Here is an 18,140-nt window from a genome sequence, read left to right as displayed (position 1 = left end):
CGGCTCGCGCCTGGAGCAGGACCTGACCCTGGAAGCCGATATCGCCATAGTCGGCAGCGGCGCCGGCGGCGCCACCAGCGCGGAAATCCTCAGCGCCGCCGGCTTCAAGGTGTTGCTGATCGAGGAAGGCCCGCTGAAGACCAGCACAGACTTCAGGATGCAGGAGAGCGAGGCCTACACCAGCCTCTACCAGGAAGGCGTCGGACGCATGAGCAAGGACGGCGCCATCACCATCCTCCAGGGCCGGGCCGTGGGCGGCACCACCCTGGTCAACTGGACCTCGAGCTTCCGCACCCCGGAGCCGACCCTGGAGCACTGGGCCCGGGAGCACGGCGTCGTGGGCCACGGCCCGGCGGACATGGCGCCCTGGTTCGAGCGCATGGAGCGGCGCCTGGGCGTCGCCCCCTGGGCCATCCCGCCGAACCCCAACAACGAGGTGATCCGCACCGGCTGCGCCAAGCTCGGCTACCACTGGCAGATCATTCCGCGCAACGTGCGCGGCTGCTGGAACCTCGGTTACTGCGGCCTGGGCTGCCCGACCAACGCCAAGCAGTCGATGCTGGTCACCAGCATTCCGGCAACCCTGGAGCGCGGCGGCGAGCTGCTCTACCTGGCCCGGGCCGAACGCCTGCTGCACGACGGCGAGCGGGTCGCCGGCATCGAGTGCCTGGGCCTGGACGCCCGCGGCGTGGCGCCCAACGGCCGCAAGATCCGGGTCGAGGCCCGGCATTACGTCCTCGCCGGCGGCGGCATCAACACCCCGGCCATCCTCCTGCGCTCGCAGGCCCCCGACCCGCACCAGCGCACCGGCAAGCGCACCTACCTGCACCTGGTGAACTTCTCCGCCGCCCAGTTCGAGCGCCCGGTGAACCCCTTCTACGGCGCGCCGCAGTCGGTCTACTCCGACCAGTTCCAGTGGGACGACGGCGTCGCCGGTCGCCAGTCCTACAAACTGGAAGTGCCGCCGCTGCAGCCGGCCCTGGCGGCCACCCTGCTCGGCCGCTTCGGCATCGACAACGCCCTGCGCATGGAGCAGTTGCCGCACACCAACGTGATGCTGGCGCTGCTGCGCGACGGCTTCCACCCGGACAGCGCCGAAGGCCGGGTGGAACTGCGCGGCGACGGCAGTCCGGTACTCGACTACCGCATGACCGACTACAGCTGGGACGGCGTGCGCCGGGCCTTCCACAGCATGGCCGAGATCCAGTTCGCCGCCGGCGCCAAGGCCGTGCTGCCGCTGCATGCCGACGCCGGCTATGTGCGGACCCTGGGCGAGGCGCGCCGGCTGATCGAGCAACTGCCGCTGGCGCTGTACCGCACCCGCCTGGGCAGCGCCCACGTGATGGGCGGCTGCGCCATGGGCGAGGAGCCGCGCCAGGCGGTCTGCGACAGCCTCGGCCGGCACCACCAGCTGGACAACCTGTCGATCCACGACGGCTCGCTGTTTCCCACCAGCGTCGGTGCCAACCCGCAGCTGTCGATCTACGGCCTCACGGCGAAACTGGCCACACGCCTGGCCGCGCGCCTCGGCGCGAATGCGCCCGCGCACTAGGCTAGGCTCAAGCCTGGGGCCGGCGCGGCGCGGCCCCGAGGCCGGTGGCGCGTGACTTGGCCGTCATGGACGGCTGCGCTACCATCCGACACCCGAACGGACCGCGTCAGGACGTCACGATGAATCGAGTGTTATACCCGGGCACCTTCGACCCCATCACCAAGGGGCATGGCGACCTGGTCGAGCGTGCCTCGCGGTTGTTCGACAGCGTGGTCATCGCCGTGGCGGCCAGCCCGAAGAAGAACCCGCTGTTTCCCCTCGAGCAGCGGGTGCACCTGGCCCGCGAAGTCACCAAGCACCTGCCGAACGTCGAGGTCATGGGCTTTTCCGGCCTGCTCGCGCAGTTCGCCGGGGAACAGGGCGCCAACGCCTTCCTGCGCGGCCTGCGCGCGGTCTCCGACTTCGAGTACGAGTTCCAGCTGGCCAACATGAACCGCCAGCTGGCGCCGGACGTGGAGAGCCTGTTCCTCACCCCGTCGGAGAAGTACTCCTACATCTCCTCGACCCTGGTGCGGGAGATCGCCGCCCTCGGCGGCGACATCTCCAAGTTCGTCCACCCGGCCGTCGCCGAGGCCCTGGCCCAGCGCTTCAAGCCCTAGGCGAGCTGCCGCCGGGCGTCCCTCGACACATGGCGCCCGGCCCGACAATCCGGCACAATCCGCCTATCGTTGTCTGACAGTGCCGCGGCTGCGGGCCTCGGCTGGAGCACCTATTCAATGTCCCTGATCATCACCGACGACTGCATCAACTGCGACGTCTGCGAGCCCGAGTGCCCGAACGGCGCGATCTCCCAGGGCGAGGAGATCTACGTGATCGACCCGAACCTGTGCACCGAATGCGTCGGCCACTACGACGAGCCGCAGTGCCAGCAGGTCTGTCCGGTGGACTGCATCCCCCTCGACGAGAACCATGTCGAGAGCAAGGACGAGCTGATGGAGAAGTACCTGATCATCACCGGCAAGGCCTGACCGGTGGGCCGCCCGAACCGCGGCCCGTTCGCCTGGCGCGCCCTCGCCGGCGTGCTGCTCGTGCTGCTCGCCCTCGGCGTGCAGGCCGCCGGGCAGCCCGGGCGCGCCGCCATCGCCAGCGCCCACCCCGCCGCCACGGTCGCCGGCCAGGAAACCCTGGCGCGGGGCGGCAATGCCTTCGACGCCGCCGTGGCCATCGCCGCCGCCCTGGCGGTGGTCGAACCCTACGGCTCGGGGCTCGGCGGCGGCGGCTTCTTCCTGCTGCGCGAGGCCGGCGAGCGGCCGACTTACCGCTTCCTCGACGCCCGCGAACGGGCGCCCCTGGCCGCCCACCCAGACCTGTATCGGCGCGACGGCGAGGTTCAGCCGGCGCTGTCCCTCAACGGCGCGCTGGCGGCGGCGATTCCCGGCCTGCCGGCCGCCCTGGTGGAACTGGCGCAGCGCTTCGGCCGCCTGCCGCTGCGCGACTCCCTGGCCCCGGCCATTCGCCTGGCCCGCGACGGCGTGGCGATCGACCGGGTCTACCGCGAGCGCGCTGGCTGGCGCCTGGCGGCCCTGCGCGACGATCCCGAGAGCGCGCGCATCTTCCTCGACGAGGGGGAGATTCCCGAAGAGCTGAGCCTGCTGCGTCAACCGGAGCTGGCCCGCACCCTGGAACACCTGGCCCGCGACGGCCACGACGGCTTCTACGCCGGCGACACCGCGGCACGCCTGCTGAGCGGCGTGCGCGCCGCCGGCGGCATCTGGTCGCAGCGCGATCTCGACGATTACCGGGTCGTGGAGCGCCAGCCCCTGCGCGTGACACTCGCCGACGAGCGCGAGCTGATCAGTGCGCCGCCGCCCTCCGCCGGCGGTCTGGCCCTGGGCCAGAGCCTGCTGCTGCTGCAGCGGCTGCCCTGGCGCCAGGCCGATGCCGCGCAACGCAGCCATTTCGTGGTCGAGGCCCTGCGCCGCGCCTACCGCGACCGCGGCCTGCTCGGCGACCCGGACTTCGTCGCCAACCCGACCGCGCAGCTGCTCGCCCCCGCCCACCTCGCGCGGCTGGCGGCGAGCATCGACGCCGAACGGGCCACCCCCAGCAGCAGCCTGCCGCCCGCCGGCGACTGGCACGAGGGCGACCACACCACCCATTTCACCGTGCTGGACGCCGCCGGCAATGCGGTGGCCGCCACCCTGTCGATCAACCTGCCGTTCGGCGCCGCCTTCACCGTGCCCGGCACCGGTGTCCTGCTCAACGACGAGATGGACGACTTCGCCGCCGACGTGCAGGGCGCCAACGCCTACGGCCTGGCCGGCAGCCAGGCCAATGCCATCGCCGCCGGCAAGCGCCCGCTGTCGAGCATGAGCCCGACCTTCCTCGAGAGCCCGCACGCCTTCGCCAGCTTCGGCACCCCCGGCGGCAGCCGTATCCCGAGCATGGTGCTGCTGGCCATCCTCGAGTACCTGGACGGCCAGCCCATCGCGCGCTGGCCCGCCGTGCCGCGCTACCATCACCAGTTCCGCCCGGATGTGATCGAGCACGAACCCGGCGCCTTCGCCCCGCAACAGCTCGCCGCCCTCGCAGCCCGCGGCCACCGGCTCAAGGCGGTGGGGCGCCAGTACGGCAACCAGCAGGTGCTGCTGTGGGACAAGCGGGACAAGCGGGTCGAGGCCGCCAGCGACCCGCGCGGCATCGGCACCGCCGTGACCTTCCCCTAGAAACCCGCGCCCCGGGGGCGCTTGCCCGCCTGTCACGCGCCCACAAAAAAGCCGGCAACGGGGCCGGCTTTCTACTGCAACTCGCTGACGCTGTTCAGTCGCGCTTGTAGCCGCTGGTGGTGCAACCCAGGCAACGCACGAAGGCCGCCTTGCCCGGTTCCACCACCAGGGCCTCGCCGGCCTCACCGATGTTACCGCCCAAGGCGGTGAACGGCAGGCTGACGACGAAGGCGACCGCACCTATCGCCGTGGCGCCGATCAACAGCGGGCGGGCAATCAGCAGGTCGCCGAGCATCGCGTAGCCCTTAGGCGCATTGGCCGTATAGAGCGGGTCACCGCTGGCGTTCTGCTGCATCACTTCCGCCTGGGCCGGCAGCGCCAGCAGGCCAGTGGTCAGTGCCAGGACAGCGGCGGTCGAGCGAAACAGATTCATGGGGCGATCCTTCAGCTATTAGGAGGCAGTGAGGGTAACTATAACAGCGCTCCGGCAATTGTCAGCGTGACGGCCGTCAATCGCCAGGCAAGACGCGGGGCCCGCTCAGCGCTGGCAGCGCGGGCAGTAGACGCTGGCACGCTGGCCCAGCTTGACCTCGCGCAGGGTGCCGCCGCAATTCTTGCAGAATTCGCCGCCGCGACCGTAGACGAACAGCTCCTGCTGGAAGTAGCCCGGCTGGCCATCGCCGCCGACGAAGTCGCGCAGTGTGGTGCCGCCGCACTCGATGGCCTGGGCGAGGATGCGCTTGATCGCCTCGGCCAGCTTCAGGTAGCGCGCCCGGGAGATCGAACCGGCCTCGCGGCGCGGGTCGATGCCGGCGGCGAACAGGGCTTCGCTGGCGTAGATGTTACCCACCCCCACCACCACCGCGTTGTCCATGATGAAGGGCTTGACCGCCATGGCCCGGCCGCGGGACAGCTGGAACAGGCGCTCGCCGCCGAACAGCTCGGTCAGGGGCTCAGGGCCGAGCCGGGCCAGCAGTTCGTGCTGCAGCGGATCGCGGCTCCACAACAGCGCACCGAAGCGCCGCGGGTCGGTGTAGCGCAGCGCCAGGCCCGATTCCAGCTCGATGTCCACGTGCTCGTGCTTGGCCGCCGGCAGGCCGCACTCGACCAGGCGCAGGCTGCCGGACATGCCCAGGTGGCTGATCAGGCTGCCGCTCTCGGCCCGGATCAGCAGGTACTTGGCGCGCCGCTCGACGCATTCGATGCGCTGGCCGGACAGGCGCACGTCGAGGTCCTCGGGGATCGGCCAGCGCAGGCGGCGTTCGCGCACTATGACCCGGCTGACGCGCTGGCCCTCCAGGTAGGGGGCGATGCCGCGGCGGGTGGTTTCGACTTCGGGCAGTTCGGGCATGGCGGATATGTCGGCGGTTGGCGGGACAGGCGGGCCTCTACCTTAGCAGCAATGCCTCGGCCGGTCCCGCCTCGCGGGTCAGCCGGCGCCGAGGTCGCGAATGCTCTCGCGCAGGTTCTCGAAGTCGTATTCGGACAGGCCGACATACTCCAGCACCAGCTGCTCGATGCTCTGCCACTCGTGATCCTCGGGCTGGTTACCGAGCGTCAGGTGGGTCTGGCAGATGTGCTCGGCCATCTTCAGGATCGCCAGCAGGGTCTTGAGCTGGGCATCGCGGCCGGAGTCGTCGCTGAAGATCGACAGCGCGTTGTGGTGGCTGGCGATGGCCTCGCACAGGTGCAGCGGCAGGTTCCACGACTTGGCGGTGAAGTAGCCGACCACCGCGTGGTTGGTGTTGAGCAGGCGGTTCTCGGTGTCCACCACGCGGCACTCGCCGCCGGCGCTGTAGTAGGCCTCCTCCAGCACTATCATGTAGTCGGGGAAGCGCTTGACCATCAGCGGAATGCCGCAGTTGTGGAACAGGCCCAGGGTGTAGGCCTCGTCCGGCGCCTGGTAGCCGATGCGCTTGGCCAGGGTCAGGCAGGTCATGGCCACGTCCTGGGCGGTGTCCCAGAAACGGTTGAGGGTGACGATCGTCTCGTCGCTCAGCTCGCCCTTGATCGACTGGGCGTTGATCAGGTTGATCACCGTATCGCAGCCGAGCAGGTTGACCGCCTGCTGGATCGAGGCGATGCGGTTGGCCAGGCCGAAGAACGGCGAATTGACCAGCTTGAGCAGGGCCCCGGACAGGCCCGGGTCCTGGCCGATCAGGCGGGCGATGTTACGCAGGTCCGGATGGGGCATGACCTGCTCCATCTGCAGGTCGACCATGATCTGTGGCTGCGGCGGCACGCTGATGCCCTGCAGGACCTGTTGGATCTGTTCCGCGCTGAGTTCGTGGGCCATGCCGGGCGACTTATCGGACAGTGAGAAGGCGCACAGTTTAGCCATTGTCCATTGCGCTGTGCAGCCACCCGCGGCGAGCACCGTAGGCGAACTGGCCTGGGTTATACTCCCGCTCTTTTTCCGGAGAGCCCCCATGTCCCTGCCCAGCCTGCGCCTGAAAGCCAATGCCGATCGACGCCTGCGCGCCGGCCACCTGTGGGTCTACAGCAACGAGATCGACGTCGCCGCCACGCCGCTGCACGGCTTCGCCGCGGGCGACCAGGCGCTGCTCGAGGCCGCCGGCGGCAAGCCCCTGGGGGTGGTCGCGCTGAGCCCGAACAACCTGATCTGCGCGCGCCTACTGTCGCGGGACGTCAAGCATGTGCTGGACAAGTCGCTGCTGGTGCACCGCCTCAACGTCGCCCTGAGCCTGCGCGAGCGCCTGTTCGACAAGCCCTGCTACCGCCTGGTGTACGGCGACTCCGACCTGCTGCCGGGCCTGGTGGTCGACCGCTTCTTCGACATCCTGGTGGTGCAGCTGGCCTCGGCCACCATGGAACGGCACAAGGACGAGGTGCTCGCCGCCCTGATCCAGGTGCTCAAGCCCAGCGGCATCCTGCTCAAGAACGACTCCGCAGCGCGCGACGCCGAGGGCCTGGAGCGCTACGTCGAGACCGCCTACGGCCAGGTGCCGGAATGGGTCGCCCTGGAGGAGAACGGGGTGAAGTTTGAGGCGCCGGTGATCGAGGGGCAGAAGACCGGCTGGTTCTACGACCACCGCATGAACCGCGCGCGCCTGGCGCCCTACGTCGAGGGCAAGCGGGTGCTCGACCTGTTCAGCTACATCGGCGGCTGGGGCGTGCAGGCCGCCGCCTTCGGCGCCAGCGAGGTGTTCTGCGTGGACGCCTCCGGCTTCGCCCTCGATGGCGTGGAGCGCAACGCCGCGCTCAACGGCGTCGCCGAGCGGGTCAGCTGCGTCGAAGGCGACGTGTTCGCCGCGCTCAAGGAGCTCAAGGCCGCCGAGGAGCGCTTCGACGTGGTGATCGCCGACCCACCCGCCTTTATCAAGCGGAAAAAAGACCTCAAGAATGGCGAGGCCGCCTACCGCCGCCTCAACGAGCAGGCCATGCGCCTGCTGGGCAAGGACGGCATCCTGGTCAGCGCCAGCTGCTCCATGCACCTGCCCGAAGACGACCTGCAGAACATCCTGCTGACCAGCGCGCGCCACCTGGACCGCAACATCCAGCTGCTCGAACGCGGCGCCCAGGGCCCGGATCACCCGGTGCACCCGGCTATCGCCGAGACCCGCTACATCAAGAGCCTGACCTGCCGCCTGCTGCCCAACAGCTGAGCCGCGGCCCGCGCCTGCACGGGCCGCGGGGCCTCCGCGCGCCTTGCGCTAGGCGAAGCGTTCGGCGCCGTAGGGCGCCGGATCGGTAAAGGGCCGCTCGCCGGTGATCAGCTCGGCCAGCAGCCGGCCGCTGACCGGCCCCAGGGTCAGGCCGTGGTGGGCATGGCCGAAATTGAACCATAGCCCCGGATGGCGCGGCGCGGGGCCCATGACCGGCAGCATGTCCGGCAGGCAGGGCCGCCGGCCCAGCCAGGGCTGCGCATCGAGGCGCTCGCCCAGGGGAAACAGCCGCCGGGCCAGGGCCTCGGCACGGCGCAGCTGGATCTCGTTGGCCGGCGCATCGGCGGCGGCGAACTCGATGCCGGTGGTCAGGCGTATGCCGCGGTCCATGGGCGCCAGCACGTAGCCGCCCCGGCTGTCGCACAGCGCGTGCCTGAGCTCGCGGGCGGCCGCGTAGTGCATGTGGTAACCGCGCTTGATGCCCAGGGGAATGCGGTAGCCCAATGGCCGCAACAGCGCGTCGGACTCCGGACCCAGGGCGATCACCGCCTGCGCCGCGCTCAGCGCCCCCTGGGCGGTCATCACCTGCCAGCCCGGCGACGTCGCCTGCAGCGAGCGGGCATCGCCCTCCAGCACCTGGCCACCGCGCGAGGCGAACAGGGCCGCATAGCCCTTGACCAGGCTGCCGGGGTCGCGGACCGTCTTCGGGTCCAGCCAGTGCACGCCGCCGCACACCGCCTCGGACAGGCCTGGCTCGCGGGCGCGCAACTGCGCGGCATCGAGCAGCTCGAAGTGCAGGCCATAGACGCTCCTGGCGCGGGCCTCCTGCCGGGCACGCTGCAGGGCCCGCGGGCAGCGGAATATCTCGATCCAGCCATCGGCGCGGATCAAGTGTCCCAGCCCGGCCTGTTCGACCAGGGCGTCGTGCTCCAGCACGCAGCGCTCGATCAGTGGCCGCATCGCCCGGGCCGCCGCCGCCAGGGGCTCGGGCGCCGAGTGCCGCCAGTAGCTGAGCAGCCAGGGCACCGCCTGGGGCAGGTGGCGCGGGCTGTAACGCACGTCCGACTGGCGGTTCAGGCCGTAGCGCAACAGGCGCCAGAACTCCCGGGGAAAGGCGTAGGGCACCACACTGGAGCGCTCGATCAACCCGGCGTTGCCGAAGCTGGTGCCCTCGCCCGGCGCCTTGATGTCGACCAGGCTCACCCGCTGGCCGCGGGCCTGCAAGTGCAGGGCGGTGCACACGCCGATGATGCCGGCGCCCAGAACGATGGTGTCGCAGTTCATGCCGAAGTCCTTGGTGCGCGCCCTGGCCGCGGCGCGACTGTGAGCGGGAGCGGCCGGCCTCGGGTTTCCGGGCGCCGGCTCGACTCGACCAGCAGCAGCCAGGGTACCGCGCGCCATAAGCTGCACTGAAAGCCGAAGCTGTGCGAGCAGGCCGGCTGGCTGATACCCACCGATTCGTAATGGTAACCAAGGCGACGGCCGCCCGGGCCTTGGTCCTCCGGACCGGATGGTCTCCCAGGCGCCGCTGGCCGGCAACCTGGCCAGCGCTCGCGGCGGCGTGCAGACCGCGGCGCCGACCACCTCCATGTTTCCGGCGGGCTCACCCCACTGCCGGCCTCGGCCCGCGACAGGAACGCCTCGGGAGCACCGCCATCGCCCCCGCACCGAAACCGAACCCCGCACAGCCGGCGAACTGGCCACCGCACTATCCGAAAGCGTGTCGTCCGGTGCCCCCGGCGTTACCGCACTGCCCATCCCCTCGCACAATGCACAGGCTGAACTAGGCTTGGTTGAGGCGATAGAGCCGTCGCGGGGGCCTCTCTGGGACTGGCGTACTTATTGCTTTTAGTTATGTCCATAACGACTGTTCGTAACAATCGAGAACGGTTGGTCGAATCATGAGGTCAGGCCAGGGCCACGAGCCGGATGCCTGTTTTGATCGGAGGCTGGGGAGGGATATGGCGGATCAGGCTGGGGGCAAACCGTTCCTGCAGTTCAGCAACGTGAAGAAGACCTACGACCACAAGACCCTGGTGGTCAAGGACTTCAACCTGGAAGTAGCCCAGGGTGAGTTCATCACCCTGCTCGGCCCCTCCGGCTCGGGCAAGACCACCTGCCTGATGATGCTCGCCGGCTTCGAGGACGTGACCAGCGGCGAGATCCTGATCAACGGCCGCTCGGTCACCAGCATCGCGCCCTACCAGCGCAACATCGGCATGGTGTTCCAGCAGTACGCGCTGTTCCCGCACATGACCCTGCGCGAGAACCTCGCCTACCCGCTGAAGATCCGCAAGCAACCCAAGGAGCAGATCCGCGCCAAGGTCGAGGAGTACCTGGCCCTGGTGGAGCTGCAGGACTTCGGCGGCCGTTACCCCGGCCAGCTGTCCGGCGGCCAGCGCCAGCGCGTGGCCCTGGCCCGGGCGCTGATCTTCGCCCCGGACATCGTGCTGATGGACGAGCCCCTCGGCGCCCTGGACAAGAAGTTGCGCGAGCAGATGCAGTTCGAGATCAAGCGCCTGCACGAGCAGCTCGGCTTCACCGTGATCTACGTGACCCACGACCAGACCGAAGCCCTGACCATGAGCGACCGCATCGCCGTGTTCGAGAACGGCATCGTTCAGCAGTGCGCGCCGCCCGACGTGCTCTACGAGCGCCCGGCCAACCTGTTCGTCGCCGACTTCATCGGCGAGAGCAACAAGCTCAAGGGGGTGATCGAGACGGTCGGCAGCGACACGGTCGGCGTGCGCCTGGAGGACGGCTCCAAGGTCGACACCCTGAAGGCCAACTGCACCGAGGTCGGCCTGCCCACCATGGTGTCGGTGCGCCCGGAGAAGCTGACCTTCACCGACCGCCTCGGCAGCGCCGGCAACCAGGTCAAGGCGCGCTTCATCACCCGCCACTATGTCGGCGAATACATCCGCTACCACTTCGAGACCGCCGACGGCACCGAGCTGGTAGTCAAGAACCTGAACGACAGTTCAGCCCCGCAACTCAGCGCCAAGGACGAGGTCGCCCTGGCCTGGCTGCCGCAGGACAGCCAGGCCCTGGATCGCCCCGCCGTGTCGGCGGCGCCCTGAGCACACAACAACAGGCAATGGAGCACAGCAATGGCTAGATCACTGACTACCCGCTTTTCCGCATTCGCCCTGGCCGCGGCGCTGGGCACGGCGTCCTTCGCCGCCAGCGCCGAGGACAGCCTGACCGTGGTGTCCTGGGGCGGCGCCTACGGCGCGGCGCAGAAGAAACACGTGATCGACCCCTTCCAGAAGGACACCGGGGTCAAGGTGCTGTTCGAGGACTATTCCGGTGGCGTGGCCGAGATCAAGGCTCAGGTCGAGTCCGGCAACATCCAGTGGGACGTGGTCGACTTCGAGGTGATCGACCTCGAGCGCGCCTGCTCCGAAGGCCTGCTGGAGAGCATCCCGCGGGACATTCTGCCGCCGGGCATCGACGGCACCCCGGCCGCGCAGGACTTCATCCCCGAGGCCCTGGCCAGCGAATGCGCCATCGGCAACATCGTCTGGTCGGTGGTGTTCGCCTACAACCAGAACACCATCGGCGGCACCAAGGCGGCGACCATCGGCGACTTCTTCGACACCAAGAAGATCCCCGGCAAGCGCGCCATGCGCAAGCGCCCCCAGGTCAACATGGAGTGGGCCCTGCTGGCCGACGGCGTGACGCCTGAGGAGGTCTACGAAGTGCTGGCCACCCCGGAAGGCCAACAGCGCGCCCTGGACAAGCTGGCCACGATCAAGAACGACATCGTCTGGTTCGACTCCTGGTCGCAAGCCCCGCAACTGCTCAACGACGGCGGCGCGGTGCTGGTGCAGTCGGCCAACGGGCGTTTCTACGACGCCATCCGCCAGGAAGGCAAACCCTTCGAGATCGTCTGGGACGGCCACGTCTACGACCTCGACGCCTGGGCCATCGTCAAGGGCTCGCCGAAAAAGGAGCTGGCGCAGAAGTTCATTGCCTACGCCACCGGTTCCAAGCCGCTGGCGGGCATGCCGGACGTGGCCTACGGCCCGACCCGCAAGTCCTCCATGCCGCTGGCCGACCAGAGCGCCGCGCCGCACCTGCCGACCGCCCACCTGGACAAGGGCATCCAGGCCGGCTCGGAGTTCTGGGCCGACTACGGCGAGTCCCTCGGCGAGAAGTTCAACGAGTGGCTGCTCAAGTAAATCCGCAGGCTGGGTTAGCCGCATAGCGGCGTAACCCAGCAGCGTTGCTACCACCGGTCGGTGGGTTACGCCTTCGGCTAACCCACCCTACACGGAGCCATGCCTTGACTGCCCTGACCACCACCGAAGCCGGCCAGGCCGCCAGCGCCCGGCGCAAGAAGCGCATCACCGCCTTCCTGTTCGTCGTACCGCTGTTGGCCTTCATCCTGCTGACCTTCGTCGCCCCCATCGGCAGCATGCTGTGGCGCAGCGTGCACCACCCGACGGTGGCCGAACTGATTCCGCTGACCCTGGCCGAGCTCGAGCGCTGGGACGGCAAGACCACCCCCGACCGGCAGACCTTCGGCGTGTTCGCCGTCGAGCTGCAGGGCCTGGCCGAACAGCGCCTGTCCGGCAAGCTGGCCGAGGAAATCAACCGCGCCTATGCCGGCATGTCCAGCGTGGTCAAGTCCACCGCGCGCAAGGTGCGCCGGCTGGACGAGGCGCAATTGGCCAGCCAGGGCGCCGAGACGGTGCTCGAGGCCCACCGCAACTGGCAGAAACCGGCGCTGTGGTTCGCCATCCAGCGCGCCGGCCAGCGCTACACCTACGACTACTACCTGACCGCCCTGGACCTGGAGCTGCACCCCGAACAGGGCATCCAGGTGCGCGAGGACACCCAGATCTACCTGCAGCTCTACACCAAGACCCTGAACATGGCGCTGGTCATCACCCTGCTCTGCGCCCTGCTCGGCTACCCCCTGGCCTACTACCTGTCCGGCCTGCCGGAGAACCGTGCCAACCTGCTGCTGGTGATGGTCCTGCTGCCGTTCTGGACCTCGCTGCTGGTACGCACCACGGCCTGGATCGCGCTGCTGCAGACCAACGGGGTGATCAACTCCTTCCTGCTCGGCAGCGGGCTGATCGGCGAGCCCTTCGAGATGCTCTACACCTCGTTCGCCACAGTCGTGGCCATGACCCATATCCTCCTGCCGTTCATGATCCTGCCGCTGTACAGCGTGATGCGCGGCATCGACCCCAGCTACCTGCGCGCCGCCATGTCCCTCGGCGCCAAGCCGATCCCGGCCTTCCTGCGCATCTACTTCCCGATGACCCTGCCGGGACTCAGCGCCGGCGCCCTGCTGGTGTTCATCATCTCGGTCGGCTACTACATCACCCCGGCGCTGGTCGGCGGCACCGACGGGCAGATGATCAGCAACATCATCGCCTTCCACATGCAGCGCTCGAACAATTGGGAACTGGCCGCCGCCCTCGGCTCGCTGCTGCTGGGGCTGATCCTGGTGCTGTACTGGCTGTACGACCGTTTCGTCGGCGCCAGCAATATCAAGCTGGGCTAGGAGCAGAACACCGATGAGCAAGATTCCCGCCTACTTCGGCTTCTGGCACCGCCTCGGCGCCTGGCTGCTGCAGACCAGCTCCTGGCTGGTGCTGCTGTTCCTGATCCTGCCGATCCTGGTCATAGTGCCGCTGTCGTTCAACGTCGAGCCCTTCTTCAGCTTCACCGAGGGCATGCTGCGCCTGGACCCGGCGGCCTACTCGCTGCGCTGGTACGAGCAGATCTTCGAGGACCCGAAGTGGATCCTGGCGATCCAGAACAGCTTCTTCATCGGCGTCTTCGCCACCCTGATCGCCACCACCCTGGGCACCTGCGCCGCGGTCGGCCTGGCCCGCGACGACATGCCCCAGCGCCGCCTAATCACCGCCCTGCTGCTGTCGCCGATGATCGTGCCGCTGATCATCACCGCCGCCGGCATGTTCTTCTTCTACGCCGACCTGGGCCTGGCCGGCACCTACCTGGGGGTGATACTCGCCCACGCGGCCCTCGGCACGCCCTTCGTGATCATCACCGTCACCGCCACCCTCACCGGCTTCGACTACAGCCTGGTGCGCGCCGCCCTCAACCTGGGCGCCACGCCGCTGCGGGTGTTCTTCGACATCATCATGCCGCTGATCCGCCCGGGGGTGATCTCCGGCGCCCTGTTCGCCTTCATCACCTCCTTCGACGAGGTGGTGGTGATCCTGTTCATGGCCGGCCCGCAGCAGCGCACCATCCCGCGGCAGATGTTCTCGGGCCTGCGCGAGCAGATCAACCCGAGCATCCTGGCCATCGCCACCCTGCTGATCCTGGTGTCCATCGCCCTGCTGGTGACCATCGAGCTGCTGCGCCGCCGCGCCGAGCGCCTGCGCGGCATCGAACTGATCGAGCCGGCCTGACATCGGTTCGCGCTTTCGCCGGTGCGCCGCCTGGGATTAGAATCGCGCCTACCTGCCCCAACCCAGGCGGACTCAAGAGCCCCGGCCGAGCCAGCGGCGATCCCGCGTAGCCAAATGGCCCCAGCCCCTCGCAGACGCCCACTACCGTTTGCCAGCGGCGCCCATCGCGCTCACCATACGTACTAATCAGCGGGCCTCGCCCCCCTGACCTGACCAGCCTTCGCAGGACCTACCGCCATGCCCGATTACCGCTCGAAAACCTCCACCCACGGCCGCAACATGGCCGGCGCCCGTGCCCTGTGGCGCGCCACCGGGATGAAGGACGAGGACTTCAAGAAGCCGATCATCGCCATCGCCAACTCCTTCACCCAGTTCGTCCCCGGCCATGTGCACCTCAAGGACATGGGCCAGCTGGTCGCCCGCGAGATCGAGAAGGCCGGCGGCGTGGCCAAGGAATTCAACACCATCGCGGTGGACGACGGCATCGCCATGGGCCATGACGGCATGCTCTATTCCCTGCCCTCGCGCGAGATCATCGCCGACTCGGTGGAGTACATGGTCAACGCCCACTGCGCCGACGCCATCGTCTGCATCAGCAACTGCGACAAGATCACCCCCGGCATGCTGATGGCCGCCCTGCGCCTGAACATCCCGGTGGTGTTCGTCTCCGGCGGCCCCATGGAAGCCGGCAAGACCAAGCTGGCCAGCCACGGCCTGGACCTGGTCGACGCCATGGTGGTGGCCGCCGACGACAGCGCCAGCGACGAGAAGGTCGCCGAGTACGAGCGCAGCGCCTGCCCGACCTGCGGCAGCTGCTCCGGCATGTTCACCGCCAACTCGATGAACTGCCTGACCGAGGCCCTGGGCCTGTCCCTGCCGGGCAACGGTTCGACCCTGGCCACCCACAGCGATCGCGAACAGCTGTTCCTGCGCGCCGGGCGCCTGGCGGTGGAGCTGTGCCAGCGCTACTACGGCGAGAACGACGACTCGGTGCTGCCGCGCAACATCGCCAACTTCAAGGCGTTCGAAAACGCCATGATGCTGGACATCGCCATGGGCGGCTCGACCAACACCATCCTGCACCTGCTGGCCGCCGCCCAGGAGGCCGAGATCGACTTCGACCTGAAGGACATCGACCGCCTGTCGCGCCTGGTGCCGCAGCTGTGCAAGGTGGCGCCGAACATCCAGAAGTACCATATGGAAGACGTCCATAGAGCGGGGGGGGTCTTCGGCATCCTCGGCGAGCTGGCCCGCGGCGGCCTGCTGCACACCGACGTGGCCACCGTGCACAGCCCGAGCATGGCCGACGCCATCGCCGAGTGGGACATCACCCAGACCCAGGACGAGGCCGTGCACCGCTTCTTCAAGGCGGGCCCGGCCGGCATCCCGACCCAGACCGCGTTCAGCCAGAGCACCCGCTGGGACAGCCTCGACGACGACCGCGAGAACGGCTGCATCCGCAGCGTCGAGCACGCCTACTCCCAGGAAGGCGGCCTGGCCGTGCTCTACGGCAACATCGCCCTGGACGGCTGCGTGGTGAAGACCGCCGGGGTCGACGAGTCGATCCTCGAGTTCGAGGGCACGGCGAAGATCTACGAGAGCCAGGAAAGTGCCGTGCGCGGCATCCTCGCCGACGAGGTCAAGGCCGGCGACATCGTCATCATCCGCTACGAAGGGCCGAAGGGCGGCCCGGGCATGCAGGAGATGCTCTACCCCACCAGCTACCTGAAGTCCAAGGGCCTGGGCAAGGCCTGCGCGCTGCTCACCGACGGCCGCTTCTCCGGCGGCACCTCGGGCCTGTCCATCGGTCATGCCTCGCCGGAGGCCGCCGCCGGCGGTGCCATCGGCCTGGTGCAGGAAGGCGACAAGGTGAAGATCGACATCCACAACCGCAGCATCAACCTGCTGGTCAGCGATGAAGAACTGTCCCACCGCCGCCACGCCCAGGACAAGAAGGGCTGGAAGCCGGTGGAGGCGCGCCCGCGCAAGGTCACCACCGCGCTCAAGGCCTACGCCCTGCTGGCCACCAGCGCCGACAAGGGCGCGGTGCGCAACAAGGCGATGCTCGACGGCTGAGTGCCCGCCCGATGAAAAAGCCCGGCCAACTGGCCGGGCTTTTTTCTGTCCGTTTATTAAGCGACGCTAGCGCCGCACCCAGGTCTCGAAGGCATGGGGCGGGGCATCTGCCGTGGCCGGCTGCTGGTCCACGGCGGCGCGGCGCCAGTCGGCCTCGTTGAGCTCGGGGAACCAGGCATCGCCCTCGGGCTCCAGCGCCACCCGGGTCAGGTACAGGCGCTCGGCCCGCGCCAGGCCCTGGGCGTAGAGTTGCGCGCCGCCGATCAGCATCAGCTCCTCGACGCCCTGCTCGCGAGCCCACTCATCCGCACGTGCGACAGCCGCCTCCAGGGAAGCGAAGACTTCCGCGCCTTCGAGTTGCAGGCTAGGCTGGCGGCTGACCACCAGGTTGAGCCGCCCCGGCAGCGGCCGACCGAGGGAATCCCAGGTCTTGCGCCCCATGATGATCGGCTTGCCCAGGGTCAGCGCCTTGAAGTGCTTGAGGTCCGCCGGCAGGTGCCAGGGCAGTTGGTTGTCGCGGCCGATCACGCGGTTTTCGGCGAGGGCGGCGATCAGGCAGAGGGGCAGGGTCGTTTTCATGGCCGCGAGGATAACGGCTCGGCGCGGATGATTGAAGCCTCGGTGTCTCAAGGCTTCTTGCACACCAGCCGGTTGCGACCCTGCTCCTTGGCCAGGTACAGGGCCACATCGGCCAGGCGCAGGGCGTCCTCCAGGCTTTGCTGCGGTTGCGGCGTCAGGTACGCCAGGCCGATGCTGAGGGTCACCACGCCGGCAACCTCCGATTTCACGTGGGGCAGCCCCAGGGCCTCGATGGTGCTGCGGATATCCTCCAGAATCGCCAGCATCTGTTCTTCGCCCAGGTCGTACCAGCAGCCGACGAACTCCTCTCCGCCATAGCGGGCCGCACAGTCCAACGGCCGCCTGGCGCGTTCGCCTATCACTTGGGCCACTTGACGCAGGGCCTCATCGCCGGCGGCGTGGCCATAGTGGTCGTTGTAGCGTTTGAAGAAGTCCACATCCATCATCACCACGCCCAGGGCGCGCCGCTCACGCTGGGCCTGGCGCCAGCTGCGCTCGGCCCGTGCGGTGAAGGCGCGGCGGTTGAGCAGGCCGGTGAGAAAGTCCTTGTCCGCCAGGTCCTGCAACAAGCCATGGGCGAGGAAGTTCAGCCGCGTGGCGTATTCCTGGGAGTAACAGCCCACCGAGCCGATGACATTGGCCAACGCCAGAAACAAGACGTTGCTGATCAGTGCTTCCCCGGTCAGGCCGACGGCCAGCTCCACCGCCAGATAAGCGACAAGGGTCAGCCAGCCGCACAAGGCTGCGGTGGTGCAGCGCAGACCGGTGAGGAAGTAGAAGAACACCGTGACCAGGATGATGCCCTCATAGGGCAACGGGAAGGCGTGGGCGTGAGCGATGCCGATGATGCCGACCACCGCCAGCCCGCACAGCAAGGCCACGGCGCCGCCGATCACCTGCAGATGATCGCGCAGCCCCCGGCGATAGGTCGCCAGCCAGGCGAGCGTCAGTGCCGGCTGGATCACCCCCAGGCGCAGGCCGAGGATCTGCCCGCGCAGCGGGTCCGGCAGGTTGACGAAGTCCAGCACGACGAACAGCAGCGCCAGCAGCATGGCCACCAGCAACGCCCAGCGCATGCGCCGTAGAAAGACACCGGCGTGATAGCGCCTGAACACCGGCTCCAGCTCGCCCTCGAACCTCAGGCTATGGAAACCGTGGTGATGCTGGCGCAGATAAGGTGAATCCTGATTGACCCAATCCAGGTGCGGTAATTTCAAGACGGCACTCGCATTGTTGTTATTCA

Annotated in this window: 16 protein-coding genes; 10 read left to right on the top strand and 6 right to left on the bottom strand. The window is 68.5% G+C overall.

Annotated elements, in window-relative coordinates; all coding sequences use genetic code 11:
• From I0D00_RS13240 to ggt, 4 genes are all read left to right on the top strand, one after another.
• A partial coding sequence (locus I0D00_RS13240) for a GMC family oxidoreductase (protein WP_213640185.1) occupies nt 1-1,552 on the top strand: 1,552 nt, incomplete at its 5' end.
• 119 nt (nt 1,553-1,671) lie between these two features.
• The gene (coaD, locus tag I0D00_RS13235) at nt 1,672-2,151 is read left to right on the top strand and encodes a pantetheine-phosphate adenylyltransferase (protein ID WP_213640184.1); all 480 of its coding nucleotides are present in this window, start codon (nt 1,672-1,674) and stop codon (nt 2,149-2,151) included.
• Between the two features lie 117 nt (nt 2,152-2,268).
• On the top strand, nt 2,269-2,520 hold the full coding sequence (locus I0D00_RS13230; protein ID WP_025163485.1) for a YfhL family 4Fe-4S dicluster ferredoxin: 252 nt from the start codon (nt 2,269-2,271) through the stop codon (nt 2,518-2,520).
• A 3-nt stretch (nt 2,521-2,523) separates the two neighbouring features.
• Nucleotides 2,524-4,218, top strand: a complete 1,695-nt coding sequence (ggt, locus tag I0D00_RS13225) for a gamma-glutamyltransferase (RefSeq protein ID WP_420850787.1) — start codon at nt 2,524-2,526, stop codon at nt 4,216-4,218.
• 94 nt (nt 4,219-4,312) lie between these two features.
• On the opposite strand, the gene I0D00_RS13220 is transcribed toward ggt, so the two are convergent.
• The 3 genes from I0D00_RS13220 to I0D00_RS13210 form a co-directional block, all read right to left on the bottom strand.
• Entirely contained in the window at nt 4,313-4,651 is a 339-nt protein-coding gene (locus I0D00_RS13220) for a multidrug transporter (protein ID WP_213640183.1), read from the bottom strand.
• 105 nt (nt 4,652-4,756) lie between these two features.
• Nucleotides 4,757-5,569, bottom strand: a complete 813-nt coding sequence (gene mutM / locus I0D00_RS13215) for a bifunctional DNA-formamidopyrimidine glycosylase/DNA-(apurinic or apyrimidinic site) lyase (RefSeq protein ID WP_213640182.1) — start codon at nt 5,567-5,569, stop codon at nt 4,757-4,759.
• A gap of 78 nt (nt 5,570-5,647) precedes the next feature.
• Nucleotides 5,648-6,460, bottom strand: coding sequence for an HDOD domain-containing protein (locus I0D00_RS13210; RefSeq protein WP_213640283.1), 813 nt, complete (start codon nt 6,458-6,460; stop codon nt 5,648-5,650).
• A gap of 187 nt (nt 6,461-6,647) precedes the next feature.
• Here I0D00_RS13210 and I0D00_RS13205 point away from each other — a divergent pair, with 187 nt between their 5' ends.
• The gene (locus I0D00_RS13205) at nt 6,648-7,844 is read left to right on the top strand and encodes a class I SAM-dependent rRNA methyltransferase (protein ID WP_213640181.1); all 1,197 of its coding nucleotides are present in this window, start codon (nt 6,648-6,650) and stop codon (nt 7,842-7,844) included.
• 48 nt (nt 7,845-7,892) lie between these two features.
• On the opposite strand, the gene I0D00_RS13200 is transcribed toward I0D00_RS13205, so the two are convergent.
• Nucleotides 7,893-9,128, bottom strand: coding sequence for an NAD(P)/FAD-dependent oxidoreductase (locus tag I0D00_RS13200; protein WP_213640180.1), 1,236 nt, complete (start codon nt 9,126-9,128; stop codon nt 7,893-7,895).
• Nucleotides 9,129-9,805: 677 nt separating this feature from the next.
• Between I0D00_RS13200 and I0D00_RS13195 the strand changes: the two genes are divergently transcribed.
• From I0D00_RS13195 to ilvD, 5 genes are all read left to right on the top strand, one after another.
• Nucleotides 9,806-10,924: an ABC transporter ATP-binding protein gene (locus tag I0D00_RS13195; RefSeq protein ID WP_213640179.1), complete on the top strand. Its 1,119-nt coding sequence runs from the start codon at nt 9,806-9,808 to the stop codon at nt 10,922-10,924.
• A gap of 30 nt (nt 10,925-10,954) precedes the next feature.
• Nucleotides 10,955-12,028 carry an ABC transporter substrate-binding protein gene (locus I0D00_RS13190; protein ID WP_213640178.1) on the top strand — a complete coding sequence of 358 codons (1,074 nt, stop codon included), beginning with the start codon at nt 10,955-10,957 and terminating at the stop codon, nt 12,026-12,028.
• 104 nt (nt 12,029-12,132) lie between these two features.
• Nucleotides 12,133-13,365, top strand: coding sequence for an ABC transporter permease (locus tag I0D00_RS13185; RefSeq protein ID WP_213640177.1), 1,233 nt, complete (start codon nt 12,133-12,135; stop codon nt 13,363-13,365).
• Between the two features lie 13 nt (nt 13,366-13,378).
• A complete protein-coding gene (locus I0D00_RS13180) occupies nt 13,379-14,242 on the top strand; it encodes an ABC transporter permease (RefSeq protein WP_213640176.1) in 864 nt (287 codons plus the stop codon).
• A 237-nt stretch (nt 14,243-14,479) separates the two neighbouring features.
• Complete coding sequence (gene ilvD / locus I0D00_RS13175; protein WP_213640175.1) at nt 14,480-16,318, top strand: dihydroxy-acid dehydratase; 1,839 nt, start codon at nt 14,480-14,482, stop codon at nt 16,316-16,318.
• Between the two features lie 66 nt (nt 16,319-16,384).
• Here ilvD and I0D00_RS13170 read toward each other — a convergent pair whose 3' ends face one another.
• Nucleotides 16,385-16,897 (bottom strand): dihydrofolate reductase, encoded by a 513-nt coding sequence (locus I0D00_RS13170; protein WP_213640174.1) that lies wholly within the window; start codon nt 16,895-16,897, stop codon nt 16,385-16,387.
• A gap of 47 nt (nt 16,898-16,944) precedes the next feature.
• Nucleotides 16,945-18,114 carry a GGDEF domain-containing protein gene (locus I0D00_RS13165; protein WP_213640173.1) on the bottom strand — a complete coding sequence of 390 codons (1,170 nt, stop codon included), beginning with the start codon at nt 18,112-18,114 and terminating at the stop codon, nt 16,945-16,947.
• Between the last annotated feature and the right edge of the window lie 26 nt (nt 18,115-18,140).

This window comes from Pseudomonas lalucatii, assembly GCF_018398425.1.
Lineage (GTDB): Bacteria > Pseudomonadota > Gammaproteobacteria > Pseudomonadales > Pseudomonadaceae > Aquipseudomonas > Aquipseudomonas lalucatii.
This window is presented reverse-complemented; position numbering and strand designations above follow the sequence as displayed.

Coding starts and splice junctions, on each gene's coding strand:
- coaD (WP_213640184.1), top strand. CDS start 1,672: ATGAATCGAGTGTTATACCCGGGCACCTTCGACCCCATCACCAAGGGG.
- mutM (WP_213640182.1), bottom strand. CDS start 5,569: ATGCCCGAACTGCCCGAAGTCGAAACCACCCGCCGCGGCATCGCCCCC.
- I0D00_RS13205 (WP_213640181.1), top strand. CDS start 6,648: ATGTCCCTGCCCAGCCTGCGCCTGAAAGCCAATGCCGATCGACGCCTG.
- I0D00_RS13195 (WP_213640179.1), top strand. CDS start 9,806: ATGGCGGATCAGGCTGGGGGCAAACCGTTCCTGCAGTTCAGCAACGTG.
- ilvD (WP_213640175.1), top strand. CDS start 14,480: ATGCCCGATTACCGCTCGAAAACCTCCACCCACGGCCGCAACATGGCC.
- I0D00_RS13190 (WP_213640178.1), top strand. CDS start 10,955: ATGGCTAGATCACTGACTACCCGCTTTTCCGCATTCGCCCTGGCCGCG.
- I0D00_RS13180 (WP_213640176.1), top strand. CDS start 13,379: ATGAGCAAGATTCCCGCCTACTTCGGCTTCTGGCACCGCCTCGGCGCC.
- I0D00_RS13220 (WP_213640183.1), bottom strand. CDS start 4,651: ATGAATCTGTTTCGCTCGACCGCCGCTGTCCTGGCACTGACCACTGGC.
- I0D00_RS13200 (WP_213640180.1), bottom strand. CDS start 9,128: ATGAACTGCGACACCATCGTTCTGGGCGCCGGCATCATCGGCGTGTGC.
- I0D00_RS13230 (WP_025163485.1), top strand. CDS start 2,269: ATGTCCCTGATCATCACCGACGACTGCATCAACTGCGACGTCTGCGAG.
- I0D00_RS13170 (WP_213640174.1), bottom strand. CDS start 16,897: ATGAAAACGACCCTGCCCCTCTGCCTGATCGCCGCCCTCGCCGAAAAC.